Origin of the sequence: Specibacter sp. NPDC078692, from assembly GCF_040686835.1 — a bacterium.
Lineage (GTDB): Bacteria > Actinomycetota > Actinomycetes > Actinomycetales > Micrococcaceae > Specibacter.
In genome coordinates, this window is sequence record NZ_JBFBLV010000018.1 from 26,960 (window position 1) to 40,079 (window position 13,120).

9 protein-coding genes are annotated in these 13,120 nt (G+C 61.6%); 2 read left to right on the plus strand and 7 right to left on the minus strand.

Features of this window, described 5'->3' with window-relative positions; all coding sequences use genetic code 11:
- Window positions 1–4: 4 nt before the first annotated feature.
- The 5 genes from AB0O97_RS12985 to AB0O97_RS13005 all read right to left on the minus strand — a co-directional run bounded on the left by AB0O97_RS12985 (window position 5) and on the right by AB0O97_RS13005 (window position 8,238).
- On the minus strand, window positions 5–856 hold the full coding sequence (locus AB0O97_RS12985; RefSeq protein ID WP_363883211.1) for an oxygenase MpaB family protein: 852 nt from the start codon (window positions 854–856) through the stop codon (window positions 5–7).
- A gap of 38 nt (window positions 857–894) precedes the next feature.
- Entirely contained in the window at window positions 895–2,400 is a 1,506-nt protein-coding gene (locus AB0O97_RS12990) for an amino acid permease (RefSeq protein ID WP_363883214.1), read from the minus strand.
- 131 nt (window positions 2,401–2,531) lie between these two features.
- A complete protein-coding gene (locus AB0O97_RS12995; protein WP_363883217.1) occupies window positions 2,532–4,499 on the minus strand; it encodes a sigma-70 family RNA polymerase sigma factor in 1,968 nt (655 codons plus the stop codon).
- A gap of 217 nt (window positions 4,500–4,716) precedes the next feature.
- On the minus strand, window positions 4,717–6,603 hold the full coding sequence (locus AB0O97_RS13000) for a VWA domain-containing protein (RefSeq protein ID WP_363883220.1): 1,887 nt from the start codon (window positions 6,601–6,603) through the stop codon (window positions 4,717–4,719).
- Window positions 6,604–6,822: 219 nt separating this feature from the next.
- On the minus strand, window positions 6,823–8,238 hold the full coding sequence (locus AB0O97_RS13005) for an FAD-dependent oxidoreductase (RefSeq protein WP_363883222.1): 1,416 nt from the start codon (window positions 8,236–8,238) through the stop codon (window positions 6,823–6,825).
- 273 nt (window positions 8,239–8,511) lie between these two features.
- Between AB0O97_RS13005 and rarD the strand changes: the two genes are divergently transcribed.
- Complete coding sequence (gene rarD, locus AB0O97_RS13010) at window positions 8,512–9,474, plus strand: EamA family transporter RarD (RefSeq protein WP_363843508.1); 963 nt, start codon at window positions 8,512–8,514, stop codon at window positions 9,472–9,474.
- A gap of 22 nt (window positions 9,475–9,496) precedes the next feature.
- Window positions 9,497–10,891: an FAD-dependent oxidoreductase gene (locus AB0O97_RS13015; protein ID WP_363883224.1), complete on the plus strand. Its 1,395-nt coding sequence runs from the start codon at window positions 9,497–9,499 to the stop codon at window positions 10,889–10,891.
- 21 nt (window positions 10,892–10,912) lie between these two features.
- On the opposite strand, the gene AB0O97_RS13020 is transcribed toward AB0O97_RS13015, so the two are convergent.
- The gene (locus tag AB0O97_RS13020) at window positions 10,913–11,734 is read right to left on the minus strand and encodes a universal stress protein (protein WP_363843047.1); all 822 of its coding nucleotides are present in this window, start codon (window positions 11,732–11,734) and stop codon (window positions 10,913–10,915) included.
- A 90-nt stretch (window positions 11,735–11,824) separates the two neighbouring features.
- Window positions 11,825–12,934 (minus strand): hypothetical protein, encoded by a 1,110-nt coding sequence (locus tag AB0O97_RS13025; RefSeq protein ID WP_363883226.1) that lies wholly within the window; start codon window positions 12,932–12,934, stop codon window positions 11,825–11,827.
- Window positions 12,935–13,120: the final 186 nt, after the last annotated feature.

Genomic DNA, 13,120 nt, shown 5'->3' on the forward strand with positions numbered 1-13,120 from the left:
GACTTCAGCTAACCGGGATGCGGTTGAGGTAGAAGTGCATGGGTGCGTGCCGGATCGTCCGTGGTGTGATGCGCACCAGCACGGCAGCTACTCTGAACACCGCTCGTAGAAGCCGATCTTTGTGGGGCGTCCACTTGAACCCGTACATGTCTCGCACCGCCGGTGGCAGCATGCCCGTGGTCAGGAACCTGGCCAGCGGCATGAGCGCCTTGACCCAGAGGGGTGCATGCGTGGCCGCCAGCAGTTCCTGCGCCACGCCACGAACCGTGCCATCCACGCTGAGCAGTTCCAGCTGCCGCTCCCAGTAGGTGGCAAAGTCGGAGCGGGTGGCGGGCCAGAGATCTGCGGGCATGCCCAGCGCCGTGCCCAGCACGGCGTAGCTTTGGTACACCGATTCCGCGTCAGCCGCAGAAAGAGCCGGGAACACGGCGTCGTACGCCTGGGAAGCCGACTCATACAACGTGGCGGCCACCCACAATTGCAGCTGGGTAGCTGAGGCGTCATACGCGGGCACACCAGGGGAACCTAAGGATTTCACGGGCAGGTGCGCCCGCTGCACCTGCCTCTGCATGAACTTCCGCTGCTTCGGCGTGCCGTTGCTCAGTGCGTAGATGTAGCTGAGCGTGCCATGCAGGCGCTTGAGCGGATCCGTGGCGAAACTCGAGTGCCGCGCCACTCCATACCCCACGGCCGGGTGGGCGAGCTGGAGCAGGATGGCCCGGCCGGCGCCGGCCAGCAGCACCGATTCCGGGGCAATGTCCGCCAACGTTTTTGGACACTGCCCCGCGCCTGCCCGTTCATTCCCTGCTGTGCGGGATTCTTGGGCCGTGAGATTTTTCCGGAGCATGCTGTTCATGCCTTCCAGCGTGACACAGACGCAGCGACGGCGCAGCACTACTTCAGCAGGGCCGGAACACTGTCCGGGATTGCAGCCTCATCTCTGCGCAGCCTGGAATGCCAGTATCCGTAGCTGAAGTAAACCACCAGCCCCACGGCCAGCCAGGCTGCGAAGAACACCCAAGTCAGCGTGGCCAGGTTAAGCATCAGGTAAATGCACAACAGGGCGGAGAGCACGGGAATGACGGGGCCGAAGGGCACACGGAAGGCGGGCTTGAGGTCGGGCCGCTTGCGGCGCAGCACCAGGATGCCAATGCTGACCATCACGAAGGCGCTGAGCGTACCGATGTTGATCATTTCGCTGAGCACTTCCACCGGCGTGAATCCGGCCAGGAAGGCAACCAAGACGCCGCTGAGGATCTGCGTGCGGGCCGGGGTGGCGTGCTTCTCGGAGGTCTTGCTTAGCGCCCGCGGCAACAGGCCGTCACGACTCATGGCCATCATGACCCGGGCCAGGCCCATCAGGAGCACCATGATGACAGTGGTCAGGCCAATGAGTGAACCGAGGGAAATGACCACTACGGCCCACTCGGCACCGACCAGGGAAAACGCCGTCGACAGCGAGGGATCTGCGACCTTGGCAAGGTCCTCATACGAGACCATGCCTGTCACGGCCAGGGTGACCAGAATGTACAACACGGCAGTCACCGCCAACCCGGCAAAAATACCGCGGGGCAGCGTCTTGGCTGGGTTCTTAACTTCCTCTGCACTGGTGGCGACCACATCAAAGCCAATGAACGCGAAGAACACCAGCGCCGCGCCGGACACGATGCCCACAAACCCGTACATGGATGGTTCGGCACCGGTCAGCATGGACAGGAAAGGCTGCTCCTGCCACGACGCGTGGGCAGCCGGGGCAGGCTGGGACGGAGGGACGAAGGGCTGGTAGTTGTCCATCTTGACGTAGAAGAATCCAACCACGATCACAAAGAGGACGATGCCGATCTTGACCAGGGTGAAGACGTTGTTGATGCGTGCCGCCAGTTTGGTGCCCATGACCAGGATGAATGTGAAGATGGAAACCACAACCAGCGGTCCCCAATACATTGTGACCGGCCCGAATGCAAAGTTGGACGGCACATTGAGGTTGACCGCCTCAAAGAAGTTGCTCAGGTAAATGCCCCAGTACTTGGCAATCACTGATGCGGCCATGAGCAGTTCCAGGATCAGGTTCCAGCCAATGATCCAGGCGAGGAGCTCGCCCACCGTGGCGTAGGTGAACACGTAGGCGCTGCCTGCCACGGGTATGGCTGTGGCAAATTCCGCGTAACACATGATGGCCAGGGCGCAGGTGACTGCCGCCAGGATGAAGGAGATCGAGACTGCCGGGCCCGCATGGTTGGCTGCGGCATCGGCTCCCACTGAGAAAATGCCCGCACCAACGGCGACGGCGATGCCCATGATCATCAGATCCCAGGTACTCAGGGAACGTTTCAGGCCTTGACCGGGCGCTTCCGCGTCAGCAAGGGAGTTTTCAATGGATTTAATTCGGAACAAGTTCATGAATACCGCTTAATCGTCGGACGTTTTTCAACTCCTACACATTAGCGAGGCCATACCAGAACTCTTCAATTTGGAATACTTCATCTCAAAGTATGAGATTTTGGGCGCTTCATGTTGCGTCACCATCCGCGCTAATTGAACCAGAGCCAGCCGTTGAAGGCCGCCGCGCCACCGGCCGAGACACTGATTTCCACCGGATATCCCTGCAGGATGCTGGGCGTGGGTACGCGGAGCATGAAGGTGCCCACCGCGCCTGCCCAACGGGTGGCCGTACAGGTGCTGCCGGCTGTCAGAATCGTCGCCGAGTCAACACAGCTCCATCCTGCTGGTGGGGTCACCACAACAGGCAATCCCATCCAGAGCCGCGGAACGTTGAACGAGACCTTCGGGCTGTCCAAGTCGCTCCCGGTACGGGAGATCTCCAGCTGAAACACGGTTTCCAGGGCCGTTTGGGAGAGCAGGCTCCCGGTGACTGAGAACGTGGCCTCGGGATCCGGGGCCTGCGTTGGCGCTGGCGCTGGGGTTGGGGCTGGCGTAGGCGTTGGCGCTGGGGTTGGGGTTGGGGCTGGCGTAGGCGTTGGTGTTGAGGTTGGTGCTGGGGTTGGCGCTGGGGTTGGTGTTGGAGCCTGTGTAGGCGCTGGCGATGGCATTGGGGTTGGCGTTGGGGCCTGCGTTGGCGCTGGGGTTGAGGTTGGCGCTGGGGTTGGCGCTGGGGCAGACGTTGGTGGCCCTACCAGCTCCGAGGGCTCCACGGCCGGCTGGGCAGGCTTCGACGGCGCCTGCCCGCGAGCGGGTGCAGGGGTGGGAGCCGGCGCTGCCGGTAGTAGCGGGACCAGCTGCGACCCCTCAGGCATGGCCAGCGGGTGGTCCGGGTCCGGCGGAACCGTGGAAATATGCACCTGGGCAGGGACGTCTGGAACGGCGGACGCCGCGGTGGCCGACGACAGGGCCTCACCCGGTGAAGCGGTCCCGGCCGAAGGGTGCTGCGTTTCGGTGGCAGGGGCGCTGGCGGTGATGTCCGTCGGGAGTGGACCGGCATCTTTGCCATGCTTGTCAACGTGGGACAGCCCCACCGCGGAAGCCACCACAGCACCCAGCAGCACCACTCCAACTGCCGAAGCCGTCACGAAAGCACCGACTCCTGCGGAGCCAAGACCGGCGGACGCCAAGCCAACGGAACCCAAGCCAACGGAACCCAACCCAACGGATCCAGCGCCTGCACCGCCAACACCGGCCCCGCCGGCGCCCACGGCCGGGACGCCGTTAGCCAGCAGCGGGGCAGCAGCATAAGCCGCCCCCCTGGCAATTTCCTCACCAACGAAGGCCAGACCGGCCACCGCCGGGAAGATGATGGTGCGCATGCCAACGCCTACGTCCTCAATGTGCAGCAGCATTTCGCTGCAGGTGAGGCAGCCCTGGAGGTGCGCTTCAACCTTTTCCTTGCGGCGGCGCGTCAGTCCCCCGCGGGCGTATGCACCCAGGTTCTTGGCGTACTCGTCACAACAGCTGGCAGCGGCTGAAATGTGGTTTTGCAGATAGGCCTGCTTGAGCCCCTCACGGGCCCGCACCGCCAGGGCGGCCACGGCATTGGGCGTAATGCCCAGCATGGGCGAAATATCGGCCGGAGCCATGCCATCGACCTCGGTGTACCAGAGCACAGCCTGCCACCGTTCGGGCAGATCCTTGAAGGACCGGCTCACGACGTCCTTTTCAAAGGCTGCCACGACCGGGTCGCTGCCGACTTCCACCACGATGACTGTTTCAAGGTCGTCAACGGCCACTTGTTTTCCATCGGCTGCGCGCTTGGCACTTGCCAGCCGCCGCAGCGTGGTGAGCAGGTACGCGCGGAAAAACACCGTTGGGCCATTGCCGGATTGGATCGCCGCCAGGACATTGGCAAAGGCCTCGGCCACCAGGTCGGCCACATCGCTGGGATTGCGTGCGTGGCTGTTGGCTGTCGCCCGGGCGGCGTCCACATGGCGCTCGTACAGGCCGGCGTAGGCCTCAACATTGCCGTCTCGCACCTGCTCAATCAACTGTTCGTCGCAGGCGGGCGCGCCTGCGGCACCGTCAGTCATGTCGGTGATCTTGTCAGCCACGCTGCCCCGTCCCTTCATTGAGCGCCACTCAAACAGCATTCGTCAGTCTACCCAGCCACGGTTGCCCGCCTGTGAGTACGGAATGCTCAAATCATGACGCGAAAATAGATAACATTTTGAAGAATCTTTTTCGCCCTTAAATGCATCAGTCCGGGGGCTGCCCACTGCTATCCAGTGGGCAGCCCCCGGCGGTGCGATGGCTGTTCTGCGCCAGTGCCTAGTGCGTGCGGCGGACTCGGCGGACCAGCAGCATCAGGGTGCCGCCGGCCAGGAGCAGACCACCCAGAAGCAGCGGCAGGGAACTGCCGGCACCGGTGACAGCCAGATCCTTGCTCGACACTGAGTCCGCCGTCGGGGTTGTTGTCATGTTCGACGCCGGACCTGTCGCCGGGGCACTGGAGGTGGGAACCTTGGTTTCCGAGGCTGTTGCTGTGGGTTCCGGCGTTTCCGTCGGGGTCACGGTCGGAGTCTCGGTCGGTGTCGGTTCCAGCGTTTCCGTCGGCGTCGGAGTCTCAGTCGGTTTGGGTGGCACGATGTCCGTGGTGGTGCACGGTTCCGCTTCCACGCACTGGGCCGGGGGCACCGAACCGGCGCCTGTGACCGCGTTGGTCAGCGTTGCCTCGTAGGCATCATCGTTGACCCTGACCTGGTAGTGCAGAGTTGCCGTGGCACCTTTGGCGAGGCCGAACGGGCCTGCGCTGAGAAGCGTACCGGCAGGATCCTCGACGGCTGTGGCTGCGCCGCCGTCCACGACGAGCTTTGCCGATCCGCTGACAAACGTTGCATCGTCCAGGACATCGGACAGGTCATCACGGAAAGTGATGCCGTCAACGGTTTCCTCCCCGGTGTTGCTGGCTTCAACGGTGTAGCTGATCGTGTCACCGGGGTTGACGGTACCATCGGTGTCAGAGGTCTTTTCCATGGTCCAGGCCGTAACGGGGGCCTTGTTTGTCACGGTGCAGGAGGTGATGGTGCCGGCTTCAGCGGTTACCTCAAAGCCGATGTTTCCGGTGTCGTCCGTGTTGGTCACCTCGAGCGGCTGTCCGTCACGGGTGCAGACAGCGTTGAAACCGTCCTTCGCCACCACGGTGTAGCCGGGCTGCTGGCGTTCCTTGATGGTGACCTTGACCGGTTCCCCCGCGGGGAAGTTCAGGGCCAGGCCGGCCTGTCCGTTGGCTCCGGTCGTCAGGACTGCCGGCTCGGCCCCTTCGGCTGCGGCGTCGAAGACCCACCCCTGACCGGGTGTGGTTTCCGTGGAGTCAGCGGCTTCGACGGCCTTGTTCACGTTGAGTGTGCCGGAGCATCCTGCCGTGGCAATGCCCTTCAGGATGTCTGCCAACTCTTCATAGTTGGTGGTGAAGTAGTCGGAACCGGCAACCGGCCCGGAAATCTTGGCCAGGCGGTCCGCGTTCGCACCCGCGACGCCCACACTGACGATGCGTGTTCCGGCATCCTTAAGCCTGTTGGCTTCGGGGATGGCTGCGTTCAGGGAGGCTGTGATGTTGGCGTTGCCTCCCTGACCGGTGCCCCCGTTTCCGCTGGCCCCGTTCCCGCGCTCATTCAGCGGTGTGGGCCCAAAGAATGTTGGGTCGCCGTCGGTGAAGAAGATGACGCCGTCGTAGGTGTTTGTGGGGACGATGTTCAGTCCCTGCTGCCAGTTGGTGCCCCCATGCCAGGTTTGCGTGTCACTGGGGCGGACCAATGCGTTGATGCTGCTGGTGACTCTGCCGGCTCCCTGTGCGGAGGCCAGCGAGGTGGCGGCCAGCTCCTGCTGTGCAAATGTCGCAAAACTGTAGACGCCCATCGTGGTCGCTGTGCCTTGCAACGCCGAAACGGCCGCGGTGCTGGCTTCCTTGACCGTGGCGACATCGGAGGTGCTCATGGACGAGGACATATCGAAGACCATGGCCAGGTTCAGACCGCATTTTTGCGGCAGTTCCGGGTTGGGCGAGACGTTTGCGCCCGCCAGGGCTGAAACAGGCGGTGCGGGCAATTCCGGACTGGCAAACGCCGGCAAGGCACTTGCGGCCAATGATCCAGCAACTGCAACGGCCGCAACAGCCCCCGCCAACTTCCGTCCCCGCCAAAGATTTTTTCTCAACATGAGCAACAAGCAACTTTCCCCATACGACAACCGCATTTCCGGTTGTGTCGCTTAGTGAGAGCGGCGCCACAGTGGTTCATGACGCGAAAAGAAGTCACTGTTTTTTCAGGCGGCCTTCTCGGAAGAGGTGCCCGCCCAATGGTTGTGGCCCCAAACCGACGGTTTGAGGCCACAACATGTCTCAGCTGCCGCAGGAATCCATCCTGCGGTTGGCGGCTGCTATTTCTTGGAAATGTTGACCATCTGCTCGCGGTCCACAACCTTCACGCGCTCGCGCGTCACTTCAAGGCCGTCGGCGTGGACATAGCTGGCGCCCAGCTGCTTTTCATGGGCATCGAGCTTGTTCCAGCCCTCCCACGTGGTGAATTCAATGCCCCGGGATTCCAACAAGTTCACAATGGCTGCCTCATCAGGAAGTTCGGCAGTGGGGAGTCCCAAGCGGTCCTCCAGCAGGCAGCCAATGGTTTCCAGTGCATCGCCCTTGGTACTGCCGATCAAGCCAACAGGTCCACGTTTGATCCAACCCGTCGCATACAGCCCAGGCACTTGGGTGCCGTCCGATGCCAGCACGCGCCCGCCGTCGTTAGGGATGACGCCACGGCGAGAATCAAAGTCCACTTCGGGAAGCTCGGAACCGAGGTAGCCCACAGCGCGGTAAACGGCCTGGACCGGGTAGTCGATGAATTCGCAGGTGCCGCGGACATTTCCGGTGCCGTCGAGCTCATTGCGCTCAAACTTGATGCCGGAGACCTTGCCATCGGTGCCGAGAACTTCCACGGGGGTGTGTAAGAAGTGCAGGTGGAGGCGGCGCGACGCCGGAACCCGCGTCGGATCGTGTTCTTCAGCAAGCCAGTTGGTCAGGGTGTTGACCATGATCTTGACCTGGTTGTTGGACTTAATGGCGGCGTCGGAGGCTTCGTCGAAATCAAAATCCTCCTCGTAGAGAACAATGTCCACGTCGCGGGAATGGCTGAGTTCACGCAGTTCAAGGGGCGTGAACTTGACCTGCGCCGGACCTCGGCGGCCAAAGATATGAACATCGGTGACCGGGGAAGACTTCAGCCCAGCGTAGACGTTGTCCGGGATCTCGGTGACGAGCAGGTCATCGGCGTGCTTGGACAGGACTCGGGCCACATCAAGTGCCACATTGCCGTTGCCGATGACGGCGATTTCCTTGGCGATCAACGGCCATTCGCGGGAAACGTCGGGATGTCCGTCATACCAGGAGACAAAGTCTGCGCCGCCGTAGGAGCCCTCTAGGTCCATGCCCGGGATATCAAGCACGGCATCCTTGGTGGCGCCGGTGGCAAAAATAATGGCGTCGTAGTGCGAGCGTAGATCGGCCAACGTCACATCCAGCCCGTAGGTGACATTACCGAAGAAGCGGATGTCTCCACGGTCCAGAACCTTGTGCAGGGCGTTCATGATGCCCTTGATGCGGGGGTGATCCGGAGCAACGCCATAGCGGATCAGGCCGTAAGGGGCTGGTTGTGATTCGAAGAGGTCAATGCTGACTTGAACGTCGCCGCCGGCCACTTCCTGAGACTTCGTCAAAATGTCTGCCGCGTAGACGCCCGCAGGACCGGAGCCAACAATGGCAACGCGTAATGGGCGGGTGGCGTTCAAGTTAGCCAAGAAAGGAGTCCTTCCGAACTGGGGAATGGCAACATCAGCAAAGTTACTGCATCAACTGTTGCACACCGGGGCGCCAATTAAGCGCTACTTTTCTAGTCTAATTGGCAACGCTCAATGGCCGAAAGGGGCCGCCTACGAAAGTGACCAACTACTCACTTACCTCAGTACTGAACGGTAGTACTCAACGGCACCCGTCCACTCGATCCGAAGTGGACATGGCATTTAATCTGCATCGGTGTTGTTATGGGCTTTGTGACAATTAGCGAACCCCAGATAGACGGCACTCCCGGTAAACCACAAAAAGCACTCAAGCCCGCACGCTCCGAGAGCACCAAAGGCGCGCTCTACGGCGTAGGCGCCTACGGCCTGTGGGGCTTGATGCCGCTGTACTTCATCTTGCTCATTCCAGCTAACAGCATTGAAATTGTCGCCAACCGGGTGGTCTGGTCAGTGATTTTTTGTGCCCTCATCATCACCGTGTCCCGCGGCTGGGGCAAGATTGGCGCCGCCCTGCGGAGCCGGCGCATCATGGGGACCCTGACCGTGGCCGGTTTCCTGATCGTGATCAACTGGCTCACCTATGTCTTTGCAGTAACCACCGGCAACACCATCGAGGCCTCCCTGGGGTACTTCATCAACCCCCTCTTCTCGGTGCTACTGGGCGTGATTCTGCTCAAAGAACGGCTGCGCCCCTTGCAGTGGACAGCCGTCGGTATTGGTTTCGTGGCCGTCGTAGTGCTGACGTTCAGCTACGGCAAACTTCCCTGGATCGCACTCATTCTGGCCGCGAGCTTCGGCCTCTACGGCTTCGTCAAGAATCGCGTGGGTGGCCGGGTGGACGCCATTACCAGCCTCAGTATTGAAACCGCAGTACTGACGCCCTTCGCCATCGCCGCCATGGTGATCGTGACACTCATGGGCCAGGCCACGCTGACCGGGATGGGCGCTGGCCACTTCTGGCTGATGGCCTCCGCTGGCATTGTGACGGCCGTGCCCCTGCTGTTCTTTGGCGCCTCAGCCCGACGCCTGTCCATGACCGGTATCGGTTTGCTCCAGTTCATGACCCCGGTGGTGCAGTTCATCATCGCCATCACCCTCCTCGATGAACACATGAGCGTTGAACGGTGGATCGGCTTCGCTATTGTCTGGGTAGCACTGATCATCCTCGTGGCCGACATGCTTCTGAGCTACCGCAAGACGTCCCGACTGCGGAACTTAACGCCAGCAAAATCCTGAACACAGTTACGAAAGGAACTCCATGACAACGCAGAATTTTGACTTGCTGGTGGTAGGAGGCGGCAAGGCTGGAAAGTCCTTGGCCATGGATCTGGCAGCGGCCGGCCAACGCGTAGCCATGGTGGAACGGGGCATGATTGGCGGCACGTGCATCAATGTCGCCTGCATCCCCACCAAAACACTCGTCAATAGCGCCCGGCTGCTGGCGATCACTCGGCGGGCCGCGGAATTCGGCATTGACGCCACCGCCTCCCCGGCCATCAACCTCGAGCTGCTGCGCGCCCGCAAAGAGGACGTGGTGGGCACCATGGTTGCCGGTCAGCGTAAATCCTTCCTGGCTTCCGGCATGGAATTGGTGATTGGCGAGGCCCACTTCACCGGCCCACGCACCATCGAAGTAACGGATGACGCCGGCACGCACCGCACGCTGTCCGGTACCAATGTTGTGGTGAACACCGGGATGGTGCCGCGGGTCCCGGACATTGCCGGCTTGCGGGCCGCGACACCTCTGACCAGCACCAGCATCTTGGCCCTGACCGAACTTCCCGAGAGCATCATCATCCTGGGTGGCGGCTACATCGGCTGCGAATTCGCCTCCATGCTGGCCATCATGGGCGTTGCCGTGACCATCATCCAGCGCGGCAAAGCCCTGCTCCCTCGCGAGGATGCGGATGTCTCGGCAGCCGTCACCGCCGCGTTAGAGGCCGACGGCGTGAACGTGCGCTTAGGCGTCTCCGCCGAATCGGTCTCCCGATCCAACGGCACTGTGAGGGTTTCACTCTCCGATGGCAGCACCGCTGAAGCAGCCCAAATCCTCGTGGCTCTGGGCCGCGAACCCGTCACGGCAGGGCTGGGACTGGAGTTGGCCGGCGTCGAACTTACGGAGCAGGGGCTGGTGCAGGTGGATGAATTCCTGCGCACGAGGGCACCGGGCGTGTGGGCGGCCGGCGATGTGGCCGGGACGCCCCAGTTCACGCATGCCTCGTGGAATGACTACCGCATTCTGAAAGCGAATCTTGCGGCAGCCTCTGAAACGGAGCGGCGCAGTACCCGTGATCGGCTCATTCCTTATGCAGTTTTCACCACCCCAGAGCTTGGCAGGGTGGGGCTCTCGGAAACGGAGGCTCGCGCCGCCGGACATGACATCCGCGTGGCGAGGATGCCCGTCTCATCGATCCCGCGCGCCCGCACTGTGGGTCACCTGGACGGCATCTGGAAAGCCGTGGTGGAGCGCGGCACGGACCAGATCCTCGGGGTCAGCCTGCTGGGGCATGAATCCAGCGAGGTGATTGCCGTGGTGCAGATGGCCATGCTCGGCAAGCTCCCTTACCAGCGTCTGCGTGACGCCGTCATTACCCACCCCACCATGGCAGAAGGCTTACAGCTCCTGTTCAGCGATGCTTTCATGGAGCCGTAAGCCTTCTTAGAGAATCTGCCCTCAGATTTCCGCGGATACGTAATCGCGGGGGACAACCACCATGGGCACCGGCAAGGACCGGAGGATCTTGTTAGCGGTGGAGCCAAGGAAGATCTTGCGTTTTTCGGCGAGACGGCTGGAACCGACGATCACCAATTCTCCTGACTTCCAGCCAATGCCGTCAATGGCTTCTTCAATGTTGCGGCCGTGTGCGAGCGTCACGGTGACCTTGTTGTCCGGGAGTTTCGCGGCGGCCGCTGCCAAGACAGTGTTTACGTGCTGTTTGGCCGGGCTCAGTGCGCTGTCGAGATCGAAATTGCTTTGCTCCAGTTGATCTATTTCCACGACAGATACCAGCCGCAGCGGCACCTGGCGACGCCCTGCCGCGACGATGCCGACGTCGAGCACGGCCTGCCAACCCTCGCGTACACCGGTCATGACGGTGAGCCGGGTCAGCGGGGCCTTACGGTTGTAGCCGCGCGGCGCAAGAGCCACGGGGACCGGTGATGCGTGCAGTAACCCATTGGCTACCGAACCCACCGTAAACCGTTTGAACAGGCCGTTACTGGCGGCTCCCATCACAATGATGACGGCGTTGTCTTCTCGAGCTGCGTCGATCAGGCCATGCGCGAACGATTCGGCTACGCGGGTGGAAAAACTTGCTTCAACATCACTGGGCACCAGTGCCAGCGCCTGTTTCTCGACATCGGCGCCCACGTTTTTACCCCCGCGGAGTACGTGGACCAGGTGCAGATGCGCACCCTGGGTTCTAGCGATAACCGCGGCGAGGGCAACAGCATCAGCGCCACGCTCATCTGGCCGATATCCCACTACATATTTCATGAAGCACCCTTTCGCACAGTGCCCGTCACATCATTGTGCAGGCGGTCGTAGCACTGACTGTACAACGGCGGGAGGCTTGAACAACAGCCTTCACTCGCCGTCGATGGCGTTGGCCTGTGCATCATCCTCTTCTGGCAGACGGTGGTTGGTGGCCAAGATGAGCACCCACCAGAACAACACCAGGGACCCCACGAGAATTATGGGCCCACCCGCTTGCGAAAGACTGTACGTCCAGGGTGATGTCAAGAAGCGCTGGTCCTCCAGATAGTCCACGGAGACGCCCCGTGCCAAGGGAAACAATTGCGGGCTAAACCACACCCAAACGCCAGCTGCAATGATGAGCGCACCTGTCCAAAACGTTATTTTGGGCGAGGCAGCACCGGGGCTCCCTTTCTTATCCGGATGGAGGATCACCGCGAGAGCCAGAATGGCCGGTCCAAGAATCAGCAGCTGTGAGGCGGAGGACGCAAACGCTGAATACCAGGGTAAGGGATTGCTATCCAGTTGGTAATCGATGGGATTGTAGAGCAATTCAGTGAAAAATTGTTCGCTGAACACTGCCATCAAAGCGAGTCCAAGCGTCACCAGTCCCACTAATCCGGCCGCGGCCTGAAAGTGCCATGCCCTTCTCGGATAGTGGCGTGCCGCCAGCAAAAACATGACCGCAAGCATGCCCAGGCCGGCTGTCAAGAGCGCTGGCCCTCCCAGGAAAATCACATGCCCCCACGGAATCACCATCACGCCATGAAACGCGGTTGGGTCCAGGCTTGCAGAACCAGGGATGAGCATGGTCGCAAAAAAGCAGAACACCGATCCCGCAAAAACCAGCACGATGGCCACACAACAGACGAGCCAGGATCTGGTGGACCAATGGCTCACACGTCCAGGCGAGGGGGCAGCGAACTCTTCGTGGATCAGCTCGGGGGTCAGTTCGTCGTCGCCGTCCGGTTCGTGCACCTGGACTGCTTCTTCCACAACCGCAGCCTCCGGCTGGCCTCCAGGAGTTCTCGCTACGGGGGCGCGCGCCACACGAACACTGGCGCTGGTGGCCGGCTGCTGCGGCGGCTGATTTGGCTGCGGCGGCTGCTGATCCGGCTCCTGATCCGGTTGCGGCTGCGGGAAGTACTGTTGGGAGACGTGGTCTTCGCCGCCGGGCTGGAACATCGCAGGGTACCGCTGGTCAAAGTTGTTGTTCCCCATGACACCTAACTATGCCGCGTCCACTAGTGAAGATATTCCTGCCACCCTACACAAGCTCACTCCTGGGGCGCTCATCTCGAGCCGGGTTGGGTATGACAAGAGCGGCACCCGGGCGGGCATTAATGCCCAGCCAGGTGCCGTCGTCGTACGTCTGCAGCCTCGTGAAAAGCCGCCTATACGTGCCTT